The following is a 17,773-nucleotide window of genomic DNA, read 5'->3' on the forward strand; positions in this document are numbered from 1 at the left end:
TGGAGGAACCGGGATGTCGCTCACTGGAGGCTGTTTGTGTGGCAACGTGCGCTACAAAACCAATGCCGAGCCTTTGTGGCTCTGTCATTGCCACTGCAATAGGTGTCGCAAACATACCGGATCGCCGATCGGCACGTGGGTCGGCTTCCCCGCCGGTACGGTGACATGGCTTGCCGCCGAGCCAACCCGTTATCGTTCGTCAAGGGACGTAGAGCGTAGCTTTTGTGCGGTCTGCGGAAGCTCAATCGGCTTCCATCGAGTGCACGAAACCAGTTTGCTAGTAGGCAGTTTTGATGCGCCTGAAGCCCTTCCTGTCGCGGATATCTGGACCGTGCATGTTTGGTTCAAGGACCATATACCGTGGTTCGACACCGCTGATGATTGGACTCGTTTCGCGGAATTCCCGCCACAAAGGGCTGAAGAGTTGAACGCGTTGAGCGGTCGGCAGATCGAAGGCTGACACGCCCCAGCGGGCTAAATGGCAACGGCCACTCCCCACCTTGAGGGACTTCCGAATCCGGTACCAAACGTCAGATTCTGACCACTAGGGTCAAAACTCAATCACTCTGAACGACCGAGTTCGACCCGTTGCGGACGTTGACTAGTTGTCCAGTCTCCGTTTGGCCAATTCTACCTGATAGGCACTTCGTGGATGTCTTCTGAGACGCCATCTATTGAGAGATCTAATCAGCGCAATATAGGCGAATATTGCAGCCAAGCCCCACAGACCACCAAGGTTGCTCATAAAAGCAGCTACAATAAACACAGATGCAACCACGTGCACGGTGTAATATAGGACAGAGGCCCAGACATATTTTTCCATTTGAGAGCTACTCATTGATCACGCCTCTCTCGACAGTGCGATTCATAACTCACCGATGCTGAGTGAATCGTTTCGAGAATGTGCCCATAGTGGGAGGTCGCCTTTCCACCCATTGCCGCCATCCGAACTTATCCGCCCACTTAACTCTGATGCAATCAGCGCATGCTAAGCTTTGGTGATGGATTGCGAGCCACGATTGAAAACCTTCGCCGAAAGAATGATCCCGCAGGGTACGCACTAGCCGCTTACAAGGGGGCACCTAAATGGCCGGAAGCACTCGGCACTCACCAATCGTCAGGGGCATTTTGATCGCAGAGATGCTGGTTGGTGGCGCATTCGTTGCCTTCTGGCTATGGGCGGGGAAAGCCACCATCCCAAAGCATGGCGGCGGCCTGCAAGTCTTGGATCGGACCCAAGACCCGTACCTCTATTGGTTTCTGCTGATCGCAGTTTCATGCGCACTCGTAGCGTTGCCGCTCTGGTATCTCTACCAAGGCCCACCGAAACGCTAAGAGTGGCCCACTCCCCCTCTTCGCCGAACTAAGCGACCGCTTTCCACCCATTCCGGGCATTGGCGACCGCCTGCTGATTGAGTTTTGATCCTTACGGCTCCGCGTCGAACACCGGTGTGAATGCCCTGATCGTGCAGGGCGTCGGGTTGACGTGGCGGATCCTGACCCTGCCCTGCCCTTCCCAGCTGTCGTCGATCGGCACCTCGACATTGCCGGTGAAGAGATTGGCCTTGCCGTCCGGCGCGACGATCGAGGGCATCCTCACCGCCTCCCAGCGGCCGCGGATCAGGGACTGCACTTGGAGCCCCGTGGTGTCGGTCTCGAGCAGCGACAGGATCACTTTGGCCACCTTCTTGCGGCGGCCGACGATCGAGCCGTCCTGGCCGCCGACGTCGAGTTCCAGCGTGTCGGCTTGCGCCTGACAGGGAAGTCCGACCTGCCATTTCGTCGCGGTGGCGCCGCCGGGCAGCGTCACCTGGCCGGCGGCCACGGTGAGGTTGCGGTAGACCTTGCCCGACGCCAGCACGTCGACCGACTGGCCGTTGAGATGGCCAAGGCCCGAGACGACATTGACGGCGGTGCCCGCATAGGTCAGCCCGCAATCGACCTGGAAGGCGTCTTCCAGCGCACCATACTCGAAGGGCGGCGTCATGATCTCGATATAGCGTTTGGTGACACCGGCGATGGTGCGCTTGACGACCAGCCAGATGTCGTCGACGCCGTTCTGGCCGGGCGTCGCCACGGCGCTTTCGACGACCGCCCAGGTGGAGCCGGCGAAGGCACCGCCGAAGCGATGGCGGTGCATGCCGCGCACCTCCTGGCTTGGCTGGTGCGTGTAGCCGCCAAGCTCGCCATTCTCGAGCGGAAACCACAGCATCGGGTCGGGGTCGGTCTGGAAGGCGAGTTCGACCACCCCTTGCTTGGCGATATGCTCCGAGATCTGGCCGATGTCTTCGGACGAGAACCTGCCGGCCGAGGTCTGCGTCAGCTCGGCGATCGAGCAGCGCGAGCGCGTGACATAGAGGAAGGACTGGCCGGCATCGACCGGGCGGATGCCGGCGCAGCCGAAGGTGCGCGAGCGCCGGTTCTTGAAGGATGACGGGGTCAATGCCTCGTCGATGCCGGAGCCGGAAAGAGCCCGCACCCCGCCAAGCGTCCCGATCAGCAGCGCGCCATCGGACTCGGCGATCCAGACGATGTCGTTGGCCTGGCCGCCGCCGGCCTGAATGAATTCGAGCGCGTCGTCGTCTTCCTCGCCCGTGGCGAAATTGTTGAAGTCACCGGTGGCCGAGGCATAGACCGAGAACCTTCGGCTGAAGGCCAGCCGCTCCTCGTAGAGCGAGCCGCTCTCGACATATTTGCCGGCGACGAAAGTGCCTAGCCGCCAGCGTGAGATCTGGTTCAGGTCGGGAAGCGCGTGGCCATAGAGGCGGATCGTGACGACCGTGGTGCTGATGCGCGCCGCGATCTTGGCCCAGCGCCAGCGCCCGTCGGATGCATAGAGCCGGATGGCCCGTCCGACATCGCTTGTCTGGAACCCGGCATCGCCGTTGATGCCGAGGATGGAGGAGGCTGTCAGGTTGAACGGCGTCATCAGAGCACCGTCTTCGTTGGGAGCAAATTCCGCCAATGACGTGTTTGCACTGTCGGCGCCGCCGCCGCCCTCAAAGTCCCATCGCAGATATTCGAACGCGGCCTTGTTGAAGAATTCGAAGTAGCGGCGCTCGGAGGCGCTCCAGCCGGTTTCGCCCTGCCGCGCATCGATGGTTACCCAGTTCACGCCATCATTCGAGCCCTGAACCTCCCATTGCGTGGGCATGTCCGTGGCTGCGCCCGCGGCGCCTGTCGCCTGCAGCCAGTAGGCATTGCAAACCTTCCTAGCGCTGCCAGCGAGCCTGTACTGAACCCATGCCCCGGTGCCGCCTGTCACGTTGCTGACCGTTTTGCTGCTTTTGTCGAACAGTACCCACGCATCAGCCGCCCCGGTGGAGCTGGACACCGTACCGCCTGGAGCCGCCAAGCCGGTCATCTTCGGCACGAACGAGCCGTAGGATGCCGGTGTCAATGTCGTCCCGGTATCGTTGATTTCGTCATAAGGTCCGTCATCAAACTCGTAGTCCTCCAGCGTCCAGGTCGTGTGCGCGGTGCGGGTGAGAACCTTGAGCGGATAATCCTTGTGGCTGATCCACATCTGGTCGGCCGACTGCACATAGGCGAGGTCGAACAGGTCGGCCTCGAGGTAGGGCGAGGCCACTTCCACCGTGCCGACGCGGGCGCCATAGGCATAGACGCGGATATAGAGGTTGCCGAACTCCAGGCAGTAGGCCTGGTCGGCGCTGAAGATGAAGGGGACGGCACGCGTCCTCACGGCCGAATTCTTCACCTCGCCGACGAAATAGCTGCCGCCGCGCTTGCGGATGCCGCCATGCGGCAGCGTGACGAAGTTTTCGCACTTCGACAGTGCAGCGCGATAGAGATCGAGCGAGGCGCGCGCGTGCAGACGCGGCGAGATCTCGCCGCGGGTGAAGACGTCCTGGACTGGATAGAGTGTCGCCATCAGCGTGCGTACCTGCTGTCGCCGCGCTGGATCGCCCAGGACGCGGTGTAGGCGCGGCCGCCGCGCTGGATGGCGTTGGCCGAAAAGGCTGCGTCGAGCGCGCGGTCATAGGCCGAGCGGGCGATGTCGATCATGCCGGCCTTGTGGGTCAGCGGATGCGCGATCTTGACGGCAAGGGCCGCCACCAGCACTTCGGTGAACAGCGCGTCCCAATCGTTCGGGTCGGTGAGGTTGGCGATGTAGCGGATGGCGAGCGGGCCGGGCCGATCGGAATAGATGATCCCAGCCTCCTGGCGCCAGGAAACCGGCACGCCGTCCGGTTCGCCATTGTGGGTCGGCGGCAGCGGGCGCAGGCAATCGGCCGGCAGTTCATAGGCGACATTCAAGGTACAGCCGCCGCTCCCGGTATCCGACCCGGGAACGCTTGCCGACAGGATGGCGAACACCCAGGCGTGTTTGGTCAGTTCGGCTTCGCGCGTCAGGTCGAAATGCAGGTTGAGCAGGCGCGCCGCCTTGACGTCCTGGTCGAGTGAATCGATCGGCGCCTCGTCGAGCACGGCGAGCGCCATGTTGGCGATGTCGAGCGGGGTGATGGCCATGGGTCAGCGCCCCGTCCAAGTGACCAGAATGGGGGCAATGCGTCGAGCAAGGGTCATGGTGTCTCCGGGCATGAAAAAAGCCGCTGCGAAGCGGCTGGGAACTTTTGGGGCGTGTGGGCAAGCGGAGCCGGCGGCAAGCTGCCGGCAGGACAAGGGGCGCGAAGACGTGCCCGAGAGGATTACGCCAATGATGGCGATGGATTCCTAGGTCGGAATCGGTACCCTTTCGATCTATCGGATCAGCACAGCTCGACTCACGAACGTCGCGGCCTCGCCATCCTCAGCCCCCTGTCCAGGGCGTCCTCCAAGCTTGTCGTGTAGAGCGCGGTGTCTTCCAGCCCACCAAAGAAGTTTATGCGGTGGATTTCACCTTTCTTGCTCATGACAATTCCTGCTTCTCTGAGCAGTTCCTGAACTGATTTGTAAGTCATCTCCACGATTACCCCCTGCCACCACAGGTATATGCTCGCTCCTTTGTGTAACCGATTGGTGCCGTTGACTGTGAAGCCCGCAACATAGGCCGCAGGATGGTCCTAAGCCTATCGAGCTAAGGCCTATCGGGCTAATTGTGCGGAACGCGAAACGCGCTCACACTTCCGTTTCCGAAGCCCAGTAAGCCTCCAACGCGTGCTGATCCAGCTATCGGAATGTTTGCCGGCACCCAACTTCCCCCCCGAAGCCCGTCGGCAAGCAAAGGCGGACCCACTGTCCCCCGGGTCCGCCTTTTTCTTGTGCAAAACGATAGAGCTGTCCGGAGCGATCGCGTCAGCCTTCGAACACGGCTTCAGTGTTCAGCTGTGGGTAGCAGCCTCCGGCCTGTCAGAATACCCACTTCCGCCAGATGGGACTGGAGAACATCGCCAAGACCATCAGGATACCCAGTACGAGCCCGAGGCCAGCCAAAAGGAGCGACCACCAAGCAAGACGGTCACCTTGATCTGCACGGCGCTTCAAGGCGTCGTATTTCGCGAAATTGGAGTTGGCATAGAGCGAGTAACGCTTGACGCGTCCAGCTTTTATGTCCGCGTCCAGCAGATTGCCTCCATACCAGTTGAAGGGCAACGAAAGTGAACCGACGGTCATGATGACCAGGAACAACCAGCTGCTGAAAGTATTCATTGTCGTGCTACCCGAAACTTCCAGTTCTCTATCCGCCTCGATAGCAAGGAACAGTTACCCAACCAAATACAATTCGACGCTTTTGGTCATGGGGCGGGCGCTGAGCCCCCGCCCCTCTCCTCCGCGCGCTCAGGCCTCGCTGGTCTTCAGCGCGATGAACGTCATATTCTTGACGCTCGACGCGGTGCGGTCCCAGTTCGCCGCCAGCGCCAGTTCGGCATCGGTGGCGAATTCGCCGGCCGAGGAGGCGTCGAGGAAGCGGGTGCCCGGCACGTGCGGAACAAAGTGCCGGCGGCCGACCATTTCGGTGACGCCGCCGCCATGGCCCTGGCGCGGCTTGCGGTCGAATTCCAGCGGCCCGCCTTCGGTGTTGACGGGAAGCTCGTTCCACAGGATCGCCTTGTCCTTGAACATGAAGGCGGTGTAGACGCCGGCCGCGACCGGGATGTCGTCGTCGACCACGCAGCGCAGCCCCATATAGTAGGGGATGAGCGGCCCGCCCTGTTCGGACGACGGCACATAGTCGATGAGGTCGGCGAGCTTCAGCGCCTTCATCTGCTTGGAATGCATCCAGATCGTCTTGAACTTGTCGGCGCGGTCGCCCATCAGATAGGCGGCCTCGATGATGTCGGTATCGACGATGGAAGCGCCGGTGACGCGCACCAGGTCGCCGGCGTCGTTGGCGATGTTGTCGGCGACGACGCCCTTCAGGATGCCGAGCAAGGTCAGCTTGTTGGCGCGCTGCCAGTATTCGGTCTGGCGCTTGACGATCAGCTTTTGCGGATCGTCGCCGGCCAGGATCGAGGTCAGGTCCGGAACGCCCCACGCCTGGGCGCGGACATTGCGGGCGGCGACCTCGCGGCGCGAGCCGATCTTCTTCATCTCGATGGAATCGGCCGGATCGTCATTGACCGGCTCGGACGGATCGTTGCCGAGGTCCTTCCAGCCGGGCATGTCGACGGAGCGGCCGCCCATCGACAGTTTCGAAGCGATGGCCGGGTCGGAAAACAGGATCCCGGCCTGGTAGATCTCGAGCGACTGGACATGCTCCTCGAACGAGTATTGCGCATAGACGGACGGAACGATCGCGTCCGCGATACGGGTATAGGCGTCTGCCATTTTTTCTCTTCCTTCAGGTTTGGTTGATTGGCGGTTGACCTCTCAGAGTCAGAGAGGATTGCTCGGCATCCACAGGTCCGGGTTTTCGCCGGCCTCGCGTGCCAGCCGCCGGGCGCGGGCTGGGTCGCTTTTGACGAGGGCTGAAATCGCCGAAATGTTGCGGTCGCCGGCGGCGTTGCGCCTGAAGGGATTGCCTCCCCGCAAGGCCGCGCCGCCGTCGATCGTGTCTTCGGTAAACATCGCTTCGCCGATGGCCTGGAAGGCCCTGGCGATCTGCGGATCGGTCAACGCCCCGTCAGGCAGAAGGATGCGCTTTGCCTTGTAGGCGTCGACCAGGCCGAGCTTCTTCATCGCTCGGTTGGCGACCTCGAGTTTTTGGCGAAAGCCGTCGCTGTCGGTCGGCCCCCAGTCCCTGACCAGTTCGTCATGGGTGGCCTCGACCGAGCGGGCAAGCGCGATCTCCTGGCGCACGGCCTGCTCGGCCATGTAGCCGACGAACTTGTCGTGATAGGCCTGCGCGATCTTGGGCGAAGCACCGGCTTCGACCGCCCAGACCTTGGAGGCACTGGCGAGCTCGTCCGAATAGGCGAAGTTTTCGGGCAACCCCTCCGGGCGCCTGTATTCGACCTTCTCGGACGAGGTGAGCGGACGCATCGCTTCGGGCAGCCGGGCATGGAACCTGTCCCAGTCTTCCCTTGAGGCGTCCGCGGCCGGAATGCGCAGGCTTTCGCCCTGCTGCCGCTCCAGCTCCGCATAGGATGTGAAAACCCGATCGAGGCTTTCAGGCTTGGTCCAGCCCTTGGTTTCAGCGAGCTTGCGGTTGCCTTCGGAAAGACCGTCAAACCAACTTTTGGCCGTAGGCGGGGCGGACCCGTTGTCCCCGCCTGCCGGTGGCCGTACTGGGTTGCCCGCCGGCCGCATGGTCACGGACCCGGCGTCTGCCAGATCTGTCATGAGATGTTCCTTTGTGTTGGGGTTCAAGCGTGGTGGAGCGCCGGCGGCGGAACTGCCAATCTCCCCCCTCGTGGGAGAGATGGCCGGCAGGCCAGAGGGGGGCGCGAAGGAACACGAGCGTTCAGCTTATTTCATGCCCTCCAGCTTCCCGGAGAGCTCAAGCAAAACCGACGGAAAGGCCGGCGGGACAGCGCCCCCCTCTGCCCTGCCGGGCATCTCCCCCACTTGGGGGGAGATCGGCAGTTCCGGCGCTTACGCGTTATCCCCCAGTTCTCCCACAGCAGCGTGATCGTGCCGGTCACCGCGATCGTGCCGTCGGCGTCGATGTCGGTGCCGGTGGCGAAGGCAAGGTTGAGATAGAGGTCGACTGGCGTAGCCGTGCCGTCGAGCGTCGCTGCAGCCGCGATGTCGGCGGTCGAAGCCGTGGACAAAGCAGCACCTGCCCCATCCAGCGTGCGGCCGGTGGATGCCAGCACATTGACCATGGTGCCGGCGAGCGTCGCGCTCGACGCCGCCGCCGAACCTATGCCCCAGGTGAGCGCCGCATTGTCGTTGATGGTCGAGGCGCGGGCAGTCAGCACGGCGAACTGCAGCCGCGCCGTGCCGCCCTTGATGCGCACCTTGCCGTCGGCGAAGTCGAAGATCTTTTGGGCAGCATAGGCCAGCGCATCGGTGACCGGCACCTGCATCGCGGCGAAGGTAAAGACGGTGCGGTAAGCGCCGCCCTGCCCTGTGGTCACGGCCTTGAGGCCGAGCCTGGGCGGGGCAAGGCCGGCCTCGCGGGCGGCGGCACGGACAAGTGTGCGGGGAAGACCTCGGGTCATGGCATTTCTCCATTTTTGGGTGGAATTCAGGGCGGGAAGACTGTCGGCATGCCTATGGACGCGCTCTTGTATTGTGTGTATCGATACACAACATGAAGAGCGCCGATGTCATCGACAGACTGTTGGCTGATGGCTGGTTCGAGGTGGCTCGGAAGGGCAGTCACGCTCAGTTCAAGCACAGGTCGAAACCCGGCCGAGTGACGGTCCCGCATCCCAAGCGCGACATCCCGATCGGCACATTGAAGAGTATAGAAAAGCAATCCGGTCTGAAGCTGAGGTAGAAAAATGCGTCACTATATCGGACTGATCCACAAGGAAGCGGACAGCGACTTCGGCGTATCCTTCCCGGACTTTCCGGGCGTGGTCACGGCCGGCACCAGCCTGGACGACGCACGCGGCATGGCGGAGGAGGCACTGGCCTTCCACGTCGAGGGCCTTGTCGAGGACGGCGAAGCCATTCCCGAGCCCTCCTCCCTGGAAGAGGTGATGTCCAACAAGGACAATCTGACGGGCGTCGCCATACTGGTCGCCTTGAAGACCGATGCGACGAAGGTGGTGCGCGTCAACGTCACCATTCCGGAGGACGTCCTTCACCAGATCGATCAGTACGCGGAACGCCACGGCTACAGCCGCTCCGGATTTCTGACCGCGGCCGCAAAAAAGGCGATGCGGACCGAAGCAGCGTAGCGGGCTCGCAACCTGATTCAAGCCAAGGCGTTATCGTGCTGTTCGCTCAGGGTGTTTCCGGTTTGGCGACCATGATCTTCAAGAGCCGAGAAACCATGTCTCATTTCGTGAGCAACGGTGCCGCCGTTCCGCCGCAATGCGACAGCACTTGGCAAGGCATTGATCCAAAACGCCAATTCCACGTCTTCAAAGGAGACCTTCAGATGATCATCAAGAAAGCCATTTTGGCCGTGCTCATGACCGCGGCGCTGGCAGGCTGCGAGACGCAGACCGAGGGGCAGCAGAGAGCCACCACGGGCGCGCTGCTGGGCGGTGCCGGCGGCGCTCTCGTCGGCCAGGCGATTGGCGGCAACACCAAGAGCACGGTGATCGGTGCGGCCGGCGGCGCCCTTTTGGGCGCGGTCGTCGGCAGCGCCACCACGCCGCAGCGGCGCGGCGAACAGCTCTGCCGCTACCAGGACCGCTACGGCCGCATCTACACCGCGCCTTGCGACGACCGGTATTACAACGGCGACTATTGAGGCGGCTTTGCTCTTCCCTTCTCCCCTTGTGGGAGAAGGTGGCCTCGCGAAGCGAGGTCGGATGAGGGGTGCTCCAGCTTGGCTGGCACCCTTTATCCAAACAGGACGCAAGGCGAAATGATCGCCAACGCCTCGTTTCTTCCAGCACCCCTCATCCGTTTCGGCGCTGCGCGCCGATCCACCTTCTCCCACAGGGGGAGAAGGAAGAGCGACCGCCGGCGCCCTTACCCTGATCCGCGATCGACGCTATCGTCTCTGCTCCAAGGGGGCGACGATGCGATTTTTGATGACCTCGCTGCTGGTTCTTTGTTCGGTTTCCGCGCACGCCAAAGAGGCAGTCAGTGTCGACCAGATCAGCGGTTGCCTGGTCTTGCCAGTGACCGCTGTCGACAATCACCTCAAAGCCGTTTTCGAGGTGACACTGGACAAGGCCGGCAAGGTCAAGTCGATTGCCGTTGTATCCTACGAACCTCATTCGGAAGCGGCGGCGGAAGCCGCCCGGCAACTTTTGAAATCGGTCCAGAGATGTTGGCCGCCGGGTGTCAAAACCAGCCCGATGCGCATCACTGTGGATTTGAGCAAATTTTAGCCATAGGGCAACATCGCCTCCTCACCTACCCCTCCGCCCTCGCCGCCTTCTCCAGCGCCACAAGCTGCGCCTCGTCCAGCGTCAAGAACCCCATGATGTGCTGCACCACCTCTGCCCGTGCGTTGCTCAAGGCGCTGTGCAGCTCGAAGCCGTTCGGTGTTTTGGTCCGTGCCATCCACTCGCCGTAGGACGGGCGCCGGTAGTAGCCGGTCACTGCCGCGAGATCGGCCAGCACCATCTCGCCGTCCTCGCCGGAGAAGACCCTGAGATAGGCCTTGGCCAGCGCGTCTCGTGCCCTGGCCGGGCCGCCGGCCTGCGTGGAATGGGCAAAGCGTTTCCGGGTCATGCGCCGCCTGCCGCGTTAGGACCACCAGCGCCAGCCGCCGCCATCGCCTGACCGCGCGTTGCGTCGACCGGCGCCCCTTGCCCGCCCATCAGCCCTTGCAGGCTGTCGAGCAGGCCGCTGTCGCGCGCCTGGACCGCGGCGGGCACGGCGTCCTTGGCGACCTTGCCGGCGGTGGCGATCGCCGCCATGCCGGCCTGCGCCTGTTGTGCCTTGGCTCTCGCGCCACGCAGACCGGCCACTTCTTGCCTGCGGCGAAAAATGCGCTGCGGGCTGCGGCCGGCGCTCTGCACGATCTTCAGCGCCTCGTCGGCGTCGATATTGTCCATGATGCCGGGATCGAACTGTGCCATCTGCATGGCCGTCGTCACCACCTGGATGGTATCGCGGGCTTCCGCCGAGCGCCTCAGCACATCGAGCGGGCCGGTGAAGGTCGGCCGCACCGCCTTGCCGGCGAGGCTCGCCGGCGGCAGGAAGCGGCTGTCCTCGTCGTAGAGGCCCTTGTCCTCCAGAATGCCGAGCTCGCGATCGAGATTGGTGGCAAAACCGGCCTGGATGATCGAGCCGGAGGGGCCGAGCAGCGCGCCCTTTTCCTCCTGGCGGATCAGCGCCTCGGTCGCGCTCATCTGCGGGTTCTGCACCAATGTCTGGAACAGGTTGACGAACATCATGTCGCGGATTTCCTCGGCCCGGCTTGCCGCATAGTTGAAGGCATAGGTCGGGTTCTGGCCGGTTGAGATCGGCGCGATCAGCGGCCGGCCATTGTCGTCGATCAGGCCGGGATGGTTCTCGCCGGGATTGAGCACCGGCACGTAGTCGAGCCGGGCTTTCGAGGCGGTCGCCGGATCGGTGATCTGCTGCAGCGCACGAAGCCCCGAGCGGCGCACGGCGTTCTCCTCGCGCACGGTGGTCAACGCCTCGATGGCCGGCGAGATGCCGTAGGCGTCGCCCTCGTAGCGGCGCCAGTTGAAGCACGATACCGGGAAGGTGCGAAACCCGCTTTCCCTGACGATCTCCTCCTCGTCCTCGATGACGTGCCAGGAAGCGAAGGCCTGATCGAGATACTGGTAGGCGCCGCCGCTGCGGTACATGCGGCGCTCGTCGCGCGGCTTTATGCACTGGATCAGCGAGATCTTCTCGTCGCATTTGGCGGGGTCGTCGACCAGCATCTTGATGCGCGCCGGCAGTTTTTCGTAGCCGAGCAGCTGTGCTGCCTGTCTCGCGGTGCGCTCATAGCGGCGGTGAAACGTGTCGACCTGGCCCCAGCGGTTGCGCGCGAGATAACCCTCGACCACGGGGATGGAGGCATAGCGGATCAGCGTGCCGCCAAAGCCTTCCTCGGCATAGAGATAGGCCGGGCCGTAGCGCACGACGTTGCGCAGGCAGGCCTGCGTTGCCGGCACGAAGTTCGAATTGGCGGAATAGCGCAATGAGAACAGGAAATCGCGCAAGGCTTCCGCCCATTCCTTCTCCTCGTCGGTCTCCTCGTCGTTCATCTCGGCGGTGGTCAGTCCGTGCCATTTTTCCGACTGCGGGATGATCAGGCTTTCGAGCCCGGCGGCCAGCCGGTTGGCGGCCGAGTTGATGGTGTTGGCATAGACACGGGCGCCGCGCCGCTCGTGCCGCTCGGCCTGCGAGCCCCAGCCTGACTGGCGACGGCCGCTCCAGACATCGGGCGCATCGGGATCGCAGAATTCGGAGACGGCCTCCCAGACGTGCTCGTATTCGGCGCGTTCGCTCTCGAGTTCGGCCTGGCGCGACAGGATATCGCGGGCACGGGAATCGCTCATGTTGGCAATCTTTCTTCGCTGTCGTTCACTTGCTTGCGAGCAGTCAAATTTCTTGCGCTTTGCGATGTTAAGGAGGCAGCGCGGCGGGGCATTGGAGGAGGTCGATGTGACGACAAGCCTTGCCGGTACCCTGAAAAACCAAAGCAAACGCGCCGTGAAGCGGCTGATCGGCTATGATTCGCGCAACTGGCTGCGCATCCGCCAGATCGAGGCATTCACCGAGTTCCTGCGGGCGGGCGGCCGCAAATCCTCCGATGTGATCGAGATCTCGCCGGGCTGGAACCGCTACTGGAAGGCGATTTGCCCCAACTACACGTCGGTCGATTTCCCCGACTTCGACATCTGCAAGGACCGCACCGAGGAGCAGTATTCCATCGTCATCGCCGACCAGGTGCTGGAACATGTGCAGCGGCCGCTGGCGGCGGCCGAAAACATCCACGCCATGACCCGGCCGGGCGGCTGGGCGATGGTGGCCACACCGTTCCTGTTCCGCGTGCATGCCAGGCCGCACGACTACAATCGCTGGACGCCGGCCGGCCTCAAGCAGCTTATGGTCGAGGGTGGTTTCCCCGAAGCGAACATCAAGGTCCATGGCTGGGGCAACAAGGCCTGCGCAAGAGCCCATATCGGCGGGCCGGTGCGCGCCTACGGCCTGTGGCGCGACCTCAGCAATGACGAGGAATACCCGCTGATGGTCTGGGCCTTCGCCCGCAAACCAAGCTGATCCGGCCTCGGGCGCGGCAGGCAGCCGCAGCCGGGGAAACGACGTCAATCTGTCCTCTTCAATCAGGCCGTGCTAATATTGCCCGGCTTGGGAGGATCGTCAGATCGACTTCATCGGAAACCTGTTCGCCGGCCTGTGGGCCGCCGGCGTGCTCGCCGCCCTCTGGTACGTCTGGAGGCGGCGCACCCCGCCTGTTGCCGAAAGCGAGGAAGACAAGGCCCTGCGCGAGTGGCTGGACGGGCAGATGTAGGGGTGCGCTTTCCCTTCTCCCCTTGTGGGAGAAGGTGGCCGAGCGAAGCTCGGTCGGATGAGGGGTGCTGGAAGGATCGCTGCGTTGGAGAACCAAGCGCTTAAAATTCCTCGATCTTTCAACGCCTCATTCCTTCCAACACCCCTCATCCGTCTCGGCGCTGCGCGCCGATCCACCTTCTCCCACAAGGGGAGAAGGAAGAGCCCTCACCCCCGCCGCTTCACTAACCGCGCATGCCGCCGCCAGTACCACCACGCCAGCACGCGCTTTCTGAAACTGCGCTTCATCGCGGTCATCGCGTCACACTCCCAGCAGCACGCGGCGCCGTCCCGTGAGATCGCCGGGCGCAAGGTCGGTTTTCACCGTGCTCAAGCTGCCCTGGCGCTGTTCGAGCTCAGCCCGCAAGGCGGCTTCGCGCGCCTGCACATCCTTGTCCTCAGCCGTCGGTGTCGGCGGCAGCGGCTTCAGTTCCGGTGGCTTTTGAAAGAGGCACATGGCTTTCCCCGCGTTGAGAGGTTCTTGTCCAGTCGTAGAGAAAAAAGTCCTCGCCGTTCCTGCCGTAGCCCGGCAGGAGGCAGCGTTGCGTGGCGCCGAGCCGGCCGAGCCAGCGCAGCGCCAATTCGTTTTCAGCCAGCGCCCTCGCCTCGACCCGCCAGGCGCCGCGCGCCGCAACCTGTGGTCCGAGCACGTCGTGAAAAAACCGCGTGATGCCAGGCACGCAGCGCTTCATGCGGCGCGTGCCCCAGCTCCAGGCGATCCACAACCCGCTGCGCTGTTCGGCGGCGCCGAAGCCAGCTTCCGGATTGCCGTCGAGTTCGGCGACATAGGCAAACCCCTGCAGCGCCGTCAGCGCCAGCAGCGCCGGCGACCAGTGGTCCAACTGGCAGTCGATCTCGGCGCGATCCTCGGGGCGCAAATTGGCGGCGATGTAGGAGAGGTCGCGCAGCGTGGCAGGGATGATGCGGAGGGTCATGCAAAGGGCCAGAGCCATAGGGATGCGCCTCGCTTCGGGAGCGGAGCCTCGGGGTCCCGCGGCCTTGACCGGCGCAATCGCCGGTGAGCTAACTTCGGACGTCGAACGCGCACGAACAGAAACATGCGACTGAACGGAGGATGGGCGAATGGACATTCGATCGACACTGACCGAGCTATGCGAAGCCTTCAACGCCCACGATCTCGATCGCATCATGGCGCACTTCGCCGACGACTGCGTCCTCGAGATGCCGAGGGGCAGCAAGCCCTGGGGCTCTCGTTTCGAGGGTAAACCAAATGTACGAGCGGCGCTGGCAACACGCTTCGAAGGCTTGCCCGATGTCCACTACGGCAATGGCGAGCATTTTGTGGACGAGGCTGCCGACACCGGCATGTCGAAATGGACCCTCACCGGCACCACCCGCGAGGGCGTGAAGAAGGAGGTCCGGGGTTGCGACTTCTACACGTTTCGCGACGGCAAGGTGATCCGCAAGGATTCTTACTGGAAGATAGTGGAGTAAGAGTTGGCGATGGGGTCAATTCGCGACATCGCAGCAAGATTGGCGGCGATGTGCGCGGCCCGTACAAGGGTAGTTCATCAGTTTGAAATTTGAGGGCCTTGACGCGGGCCTTCGCCTTCGGACGTTGGCTCATATATGCTTAAGCGGAACGCATGGGAGGGAAGGATGCGCGTCACAAGCCTGTTTTTCCTATTAGCCGGCCTCACGATGCCTGCAGCCTTCGCTCAAAGCGAAGTATCGGTCGAACGAGGGTTGCAGGTATCAATCATCGGCGGGTGTCACGATTGCCATACCGAAGGCTACAGCGAAACAGAAGGCAAGATTGATCCTGAAAAGGCTTTAATGGGCAACTCGGTCGGTTGGCGCGGTCCCTGGGGCACGACCTATGCGACCAATCTTCGGAGAGATGCTGCGGTAATGAGCGAGCGCGGATTCGTAGGGATGCTGAAGCGCATTAGAACGCTTCCACCGATGCCTTGGTACAATCTTCGAGCGATGGAGGAGAGCGATATGCAATCGCTCTATCAATACATTAGGTCGCTCGGCAAATCCGGGAAGCCGGCCCCGAGCCGCAGTCACCCTAATGAGGAACCGACGACGCCATACGTTCAACTTGTGCCACCCCAAATGCCGAAGAACTGACAAATATGCTCAGATCTGAGCGAAGAACGGCGCCCGGCAAAAAGCGCAGCGTCAGATTTCAAACTGACCCACTACCAAGGCGAGACTACCGAAACGCCCCCAGGGGATCGCTCTGCCCCGCCGCCCGCCTCGCCGCCCTGTACTCCGCAGGATCGACCACAGCCTCCCGCAGCATCATCACGCCATAACGCGTCGCGGCCATCAGATCGTCGCGCAGCTTCACCACCTGGCCGTCCTTGCGGTGGTAGAGGCGGAATTCCTCGAACCAGGGCAGCAGCGTCGAAAACACCTTGAAGCGGCCGGATTGCATGCGGTCGAGCATCTCCATCAGCCCGGCCTCAACCGAGACCGAGCCGTCGGCGAACTGGGCGTGGCGCGACAGCATGTTCAGCCCGTGCGCGGCATATTGTTTGGCCAGCGCCACGCCGGCGCCCTCCAGCGTCTCGCGGCGGCCGTCGCGCGGCCAGGCGAAGGGCAGCCATTCGCCCCACGGTTTCAAGGTCAGCGCCTGCATGGCCGGCGTCTGCTGCGCGGCGCGGGCCGCCTTGGTGACATAGACGACATCGGCCTCCGTATCCCAGGCGAGTTCGACGGCGGCCGACGGATGGTCCCAGCCGAAATCCAGTGCGCCGAGCCGCGGCCAATAGCGTGGCAGGCGGAACGGCTCGCAGGCGATCAGCTGCTCGGCCACCGGAAAGATACGGCCGGAACCCAGCACCGGAATGCCCTTGGCGCGCGCCTCGCGCTCATGCGCGGGATAGGCAGCGACGATCGCGGCACGCTGCTCGGGCGAATAGTGCTCGGCATCGTCGATGGTCATGAAGGTGACGTGACGGGTCATTGTTTCTCCGCACGGATCGATTCAGGATGCGGCTGTAGCGCATTGTTTTTGCACATGATTTCCGCCTGCGTTGGCGCCACCCCTCACCTGCCTGCCGGCATCCTCTCCCCGTATAGTGACGGGGAGAGGGGCGCTCTCATCGACGGTTTCGCCAGTCACCAGCGTTGTGGACGGGGCGCCAAGGTTGCGGCAAGCCCCTTCTCCCCGTCACTATACGGGGAGAAGGTGCCGGCATGCGGATGAGGGGCAGCGCGGCAGACGTGACGTTGTTGCTCCCCGCTTCGCGCGGGGCGAGGAACCCAAGTTCTGCTATGTCCGCTCAGGATTTGTAGCCTTCCTTGAGGCAGTCATTCTGCCACTGAATGTCGAACTCCTGCTTCGACCAGGAACGCCGACCCATGCCGCTCTCGATACGCGGTGCGGATCCATCGATATAGATGATGAAGTGCCCGCCTTTCGTGAAGATGCCGCTCTTGGCCATGACGTAGCCGCAGGTCTGCCCGGTCGAACTGTTGCCGGTGACCTGGACATGGCTGAACTGGGCCACCGGATCGTTCACCTGGTCACGGACCTCGTCTTCGGCCTTGGCGATCGCCGCAGCGCGCCAGTCTTTTTCGGTGCAGGCGGCGAGACCGATGAGCCCGCAAAGCAGGAGCAGCTTCCGCAAGTCATGTCCGTGCATGTCTGGCCTCCGACGGTCGCGCCGGAAACTACTCGCCCCACGGTTGCAATCCAAGCGGCATTGCAGATCATGGTTTCAGCGCGGTTTCCGGGCGCTTCCGTTCGAGCGCGGCGGTTCTTCCCTTCTCCCCTTGCGGGAGAAGGTGGCCTCGCGAAGCGAGGTCGGATGAGGGGTGCTCCAGCTTGGCACCGTCGGCGATCCCTCCAACACCCCTCATCCGTCTCGGCGCTGCACGCCGATCCACCTTCTCCCACAAGGGGAGAAGGGAAGACCGCGCCAAGTCCGTCACCGCTTGCCCATCCCCTCCACCTCCTCGGCCGACAAAAACAAAAGCACTACATCCGACATGCCCAAGAGCGGCGTGAACGTCACGATCGTTATCCCGCCTGTCGCGTTGGTACGGGTGAGCCCCTCGGAGTAGACATCGAGCGGCGGCTCCTCGTCGAACCAGACGCCGTCGAGCGTTTCGCCCTGCCACTTTTCGTGGCCCTTCTCGTAGCTCTTGAACGACAGCACGCTCTCGCCGGCCTGGACATCGCCGCCGCCGCCCCAGCGCACCACGACGCTGTCGAGCGCACCCGGCGCGCCGCGTCCCATGGTGGTGTGGACGATGGCGTCGGCCGGGATCATGCCGGTGCCCCAGGCCGCCTGCATCTCCGCGCCCGCGGCATGGAACTCGGCCTGCCTTGGATAGGGCCGGTAGG

22 protein-coding genes are annotated in these 17,773 nt (G+C 63.0%); 8 read left to right on the plus strand and 14 right to left on the minus strand.

Going from position 1 to position 17,773, the window contains the following annotated elements; all coding sequences use genetic code 11:
• Positions 1-460: GFA family protein (locus tag ACFX5Q_RS30660; protein WP_404283893.1), on the plus strand; the 460-nt coding region annotated here is incomplete at its 5' end.
• A 966-nt stretch (positions 461-1,426) separates the two neighbouring features.
• Here the strand turns inward: ACFX5Q_RS30660 and ACFX5Q_RS30665 are convergent.
• The 7 genes from ACFX5Q_RS30665 to ACFX5Q_RS30695 all read right to left on the minus strand — a co-directional run bounded on the left by ACFX5Q_RS30665 (position 1,427) and on the right by ACFX5Q_RS30695 (position 8,507).
• Entirely contained in the window at positions 1,427-3,892 is a 2,466-nt protein-coding gene (locus ACFX5Q_RS30665) for a hypothetical protein (RefSeq protein WP_404283894.1), read from the minus strand.
• Positions 3,892-4,491, minus strand: coding sequence for a hypothetical protein (locus tag ACFX5Q_RS30670; protein WP_404283895.1), 600 nt, complete (start codon positions 4,489-4,491; stop codon positions 3,892-3,894). Before ACFX5Q_RS30670 ends, ACFX5Q_RS30665 begins: the two co-directional genes overlap by 1 nt.
• A 254-nt stretch (positions 4,492-4,745) precedes the next feature.
• Entirely contained in the window at positions 4,746-4,874 is a 129-nt protein-coding gene (locus ACFX5Q_RS30675) for a hypothetical protein (protein WP_404283896.1), read from the minus strand.
• A 436-nt stretch (positions 4,875-5,310) separates the two neighbouring features.
• Positions 5,311-5,610: a hypothetical protein gene (locus ACFX5Q_RS30680; protein WP_404283898.1), complete on the minus strand. Its 300-nt coding sequence runs from the start codon at positions 5,608-5,610 to the stop codon at positions 5,311-5,313.
• Positions 5,611-5,739: 129 nt separating this feature from the next.
• Positions 5,740-6,729 carry a Coat protein gene (locus ACFX5Q_RS30685; protein WP_404283900.1) on the minus strand — a complete coding sequence of 330 codons (990 nt, stop codon included), beginning with the start codon at positions 6,727-6,729 and terminating at the stop codon, positions 5,740-5,742.
• 48 nt (positions 6,730-6,777) lie between these two features.
• Positions 6,778-7,683, minus strand: coding sequence for a hypothetical protein (locus tag ACFX5Q_RS30690; RefSeq protein ID WP_404283901.1), 906 nt, complete (start codon positions 7,681-7,683; stop codon positions 6,778-6,780).
• Positions 7,684-7,814: 131 nt separating this feature from the next.
• Positions 7,815-8,507 (minus strand): hypothetical protein, encoded by a 693-nt coding sequence (locus ACFX5Q_RS30695; protein ID WP_404283903.1) that lies wholly within the window; start codon positions 8,505-8,507, stop codon positions 7,815-7,817.
• Between the two features lie 92 nt (positions 8,508-8,599).
• Here ACFX5Q_RS30695 and ACFX5Q_RS30700 point away from each other — a divergent pair, with 92 nt between their 5' ends.
• From ACFX5Q_RS30700 to ACFX5Q_RS30715, 4 genes are all read left to right on the plus strand, one after another.
• Positions 8,600-8,788, plus strand: a complete 189-nt coding sequence (locus ACFX5Q_RS30700; RefSeq protein WP_404283905.1) for a type II toxin-antitoxin system HicA family toxin — start codon at positions 8,600-8,602, stop codon at positions 8,786-8,788.
• A gap of 4 nt (positions 8,789-8,792) precedes the next feature.
• Positions 8,793-9,194 (plus strand): type II toxin-antitoxin system HicB family antitoxin, encoded by a 402-nt coding sequence (locus ACFX5Q_RS30705; protein ID WP_404283907.1) that lies wholly within the window; start codon positions 8,793-8,795, stop codon positions 9,192-9,194.
• Positions 9,195-9,397: 203 nt separating this feature from the next.
• Complete coding sequence (locus ACFX5Q_RS30710; RefSeq protein ID WP_006200557.1) at positions 9,398-9,715, plus strand: YMGG-like glycine zipper-containing protein; 318 nt, start codon at positions 9,398-9,400, stop codon at positions 9,713-9,715.
• A gap of 286 nt (positions 9,716-10,001) precedes the next feature.
• Positions 10,002-10,304, plus strand: a complete 303-nt coding sequence (locus tag ACFX5Q_RS30715; RefSeq protein WP_404283909.1) for a hypothetical protein — start codon at positions 10,002-10,004, stop codon at positions 10,302-10,304.
• A gap of 25 nt (positions 10,305-10,329) precedes the next feature.
• Here ACFX5Q_RS30715 and ACFX5Q_RS30720 read toward each other — a convergent pair whose 3' ends face one another.
• Together ACFX5Q_RS30720 and ACFX5Q_RS30725 are read right to left on the minus strand one after the other, a co-directional pair.
• Positions 10,330-10,650, minus strand: coding sequence for a hypothetical protein (locus ACFX5Q_RS30720; protein ID WP_404283910.1), 321 nt, complete (start codon positions 10,648-10,650; stop codon positions 10,330-10,332).
• On the minus strand, positions 10,647-12,437 hold the full coding sequence (locus ACFX5Q_RS30725) for a portal protein (protein ID WP_404283912.1): 1,791 nt from the start codon (positions 12,435-12,437) through the stop codon (positions 10,647-10,649). The genes ACFX5Q_RS30720 and ACFX5Q_RS30725 overlap by 4 nt, the downstream gene beginning before the upstream one ends.
• 64 nt (positions 12,438-12,501) lie before the next feature.
• On the opposite strand from ACFX5Q_RS30725, the gene ACFX5Q_RS30730 reads away from it, so the two are divergent.
• The gene (locus ACFX5Q_RS30730) at positions 12,502-13,161 is read left to right on the plus strand and encodes a methyltransferase domain-containing protein (protein ID WP_404283914.1); all 660 of its coding nucleotides are present in this window, start codon (positions 12,502-12,504) and stop codon (positions 13,159-13,161) included.
• Between the two features lie 550 nt (positions 13,162-13,711).
• Here ACFX5Q_RS30730 and ACFX5Q_RS30735 read toward each other — a convergent pair.
• Together ACFX5Q_RS30735 and ACFX5Q_RS30740 are read right to left on the minus strand one after the other, a co-directional pair.
• A complete protein-coding gene (locus ACFX5Q_RS30735) occupies positions 13,712-13,906 on the minus strand; it encodes a hypothetical protein (RefSeq protein ID WP_404283978.1) in 195 nt (64 codons plus the stop codon).
• The gene (locus ACFX5Q_RS30740; RefSeq protein ID WP_404283916.1) at positions 13,848-14,384 is read right to left on the minus strand and encodes a hypothetical protein; all 537 of its coding nucleotides are present in this window, start codon (positions 14,382-14,384) and stop codon (positions 13,848-13,850) included. The genes ACFX5Q_RS30735 and ACFX5Q_RS30740 overlap by 59 nt, the downstream gene beginning before the upstream one ends.
• A gap of 148 nt (positions 14,385-14,532) precedes the next feature.
• Between ACFX5Q_RS30740 and ACFX5Q_RS30745 the strand changes: the two genes are divergently transcribed.
• Both ACFX5Q_RS30745 and ACFX5Q_RS30750 read left to right on the plus strand, forming a co-directional pair.
• The gene (locus ACFX5Q_RS30745) at positions 14,533-14,904 is read left to right on the plus strand and encodes a nuclear transport factor 2 family protein (RefSeq protein ID WP_404283917.1); all 372 of its coding nucleotides are present in this window, start codon (positions 14,533-14,535) and stop codon (positions 14,902-14,904) included.
• Positions 14,905-15,069: 165 nt separating this feature from the next.
• Positions 15,070-15,546, plus strand: a complete 477-nt coding sequence (locus tag ACFX5Q_RS30750) for a hypothetical protein (protein ID WP_404283919.1) — start codon at positions 15,070-15,072, stop codon at positions 15,544-15,546.
• A gap of 85 nt (positions 15,547-15,631) precedes the next feature.
• On the opposite strand, the gene ACFX5Q_RS30755 is transcribed toward ACFX5Q_RS30750, so the two are convergent.
• The 3 genes from ACFX5Q_RS30755 to ACFX5Q_RS30765 form a co-directional block, all read right to left on the minus strand.
• Complete coding sequence (locus ACFX5Q_RS30755; RefSeq protein WP_404283921.1) at positions 15,632-16,387, minus strand: terminase large subunit domain-containing protein; 756 nt, start codon at positions 16,385-16,387, stop codon at positions 15,632-15,634.
• Positions 16,388-16,706: 319 nt separating this feature from the next.
• The gene (locus ACFX5Q_RS30760) at positions 16,707-17,069 is read right to left on the minus strand and encodes a hypothetical protein (RefSeq protein WP_404283923.1); all 363 of its coding nucleotides are present in this window, start codon (positions 17,067-17,069) and stop codon (positions 16,707-16,709) included.
• Between the two features lie 285 nt (positions 17,070-17,354).
• The gene (locus ACFX5Q_RS30765) at positions 17,355-17,723 is read right to left on the minus strand and encodes a terminase large subunit domain-containing protein (RefSeq protein WP_404283925.1); all 369 of its coding nucleotides are present in this window, start codon (positions 17,721-17,723) and stop codon (positions 17,355-17,357) included.
• Positions 17,724-17,773 lie beyond the last annotated feature (50 nt).

This window comes from Mesorhizobium sp. IMUNJ 23033 (genome assembly GCF_044778005.1).
Classification (GTDB): Bacteria; Pseudomonadota; Alphaproteobacteria; order Rhizobiales; family Rhizobiaceae; genus Mesorhizobium; species Mesorhizobium amorphae_A.

Bases quoted from the DNA above. Each gene is read 5' to 3' on its own strand.
- ACFX5Q_RS30665 (WP_404283894.1), bottom strand. From the start codon at position 3,892: ATGGCGACACTCTATCCAGTCCAGGACGTCTTCACCCGCGGCGAGATC.
- ACFX5Q_RS30670 (WP_404283895.1), bottom strand. From the start codon at position 4,491: ATGGCCATCACCCCGCTCGACATCGCCAACATGGCGCTCGCCGTGCTC.
- ACFX5Q_RS30675 (WP_404283896.1), bottom strand. From the start codon at position 4,874: ATGAGCAAGAAAGGTGAAATCCACCGCATAAACTTCTTTGGTGGGCTG.
- ACFX5Q_RS30680 (WP_404283898.1), bottom strand. From the start codon at position 5,610: ATGAATACTTTCAGCAGCTGGTTGTTCCTGGTCATCATGACCGTCGGT.
- ACFX5Q_RS30685 (WP_404283900.1), bottom strand. From the start codon at position 6,729: ATGGCAGACGCCTATACCCGTATCGCGGACGCGATCGTTCCGTCCGTC.
- ACFX5Q_RS30690 (WP_404283901.1), bottom strand. From the start codon at position 7,683: ATGACAGATCTGGCAGACGCCGGGTCCGTGACCATGCGGCCGGCGGGC.
- ACFX5Q_RS30695 (WP_404283903.1), bottom strand. From the start codon at position 8,507: ATGACCCGAGGTCTTCCCCGCACACTTGTCCGTGCCGCCGCCCGCGAG.
- ACFX5Q_RS30700 (WP_404283905.1), top strand. From the start codon at position 8,600: ATGAAGAGCGCCGATGTCATCGACAGACTGTTGGCTGATGGCTGGTTC.
- ACFX5Q_RS30705 (WP_404283907.1), top strand. From the start codon at position 8,793: ATGCGTCACTATATCGGACTGATCCACAAGGAAGCGGACAGCGACTTC.
- ACFX5Q_RS30710 (WP_006200557.1), top strand. From the start codon at position 9,398: ATGATCATCAAGAAAGCCATTTTGGCCGTGCTCATGACCGCGGCGCTG.
- ACFX5Q_RS30715 (WP_404283909.1), top strand. From the start codon at position 10,002: ATGACCTCGCTGCTGGTTCTTTGTTCGGTTTCCGCGCACGCCAAAGAG.
- ACFX5Q_RS30720 (WP_404283910.1), bottom strand. From the start codon at position 10,650: ATGACCCGGAAACGCTTTGCCCATTCCACGCAGGCCGGCGGCCCGGCC.
- ACFX5Q_RS30725 (WP_404283912.1), bottom strand. From the start codon at position 12,437: ATGAGCGATTCCCGTGCCCGCGATATCCTGTCGCGCCAGGCCGAACTC.
- ACFX5Q_RS30730 (WP_404283914.1), top strand. From the start codon at position 12,502: ATGTTAAGGAGGCAGCGCGGCGGGGCATTGGAGGAGGTCGATGTGACG.
- ACFX5Q_RS30735 (WP_404283978.1), bottom strand. From the start codon at position 13,906: ATGTGCCTCTTTCAAAAGCCACCGGAACTGAAGCCGCTGCCGCCGACA.
- ACFX5Q_RS30740 (WP_404283916.1), bottom strand. From the start codon at position 14,384: ATGACCCTCCGCATCATCCCTGCCACGCTGCGCGACCTCTCCTACATC.
- ACFX5Q_RS30745 (WP_404283917.1), top strand. From the start codon at position 14,533: ATGGACATTCGATCGACACTGACCGAGCTATGCGAAGCCTTCAACGCC.
- ACFX5Q_RS30750 (WP_404283919.1), top strand. From the start codon at position 15,070: ATGCGCGTCACAAGCCTGTTTTTCCTATTAGCCGGCCTCACGATGCCT.
- ACFX5Q_RS30755 (WP_404283921.1), bottom strand. From the start codon at position 16,387: ATGACCCGTCACGTCACCTTCATGACCATCGACGATGCCGAGCACTAT.
- ACFX5Q_RS30760 (WP_404283923.1), bottom strand. From the start codon at position 17,069: ATGCACGGACATGACTTGCGGAAGCTGCTCCTGCTTTGCGGGCTCATC.
- ACFX5Q_RS30765 (WP_404283925.1), bottom strand. From the start codon at position 17,723: ATGCAGGCGGCCTGGGGCACCGGCATGATCCCGGCCGACGCCATCGTC.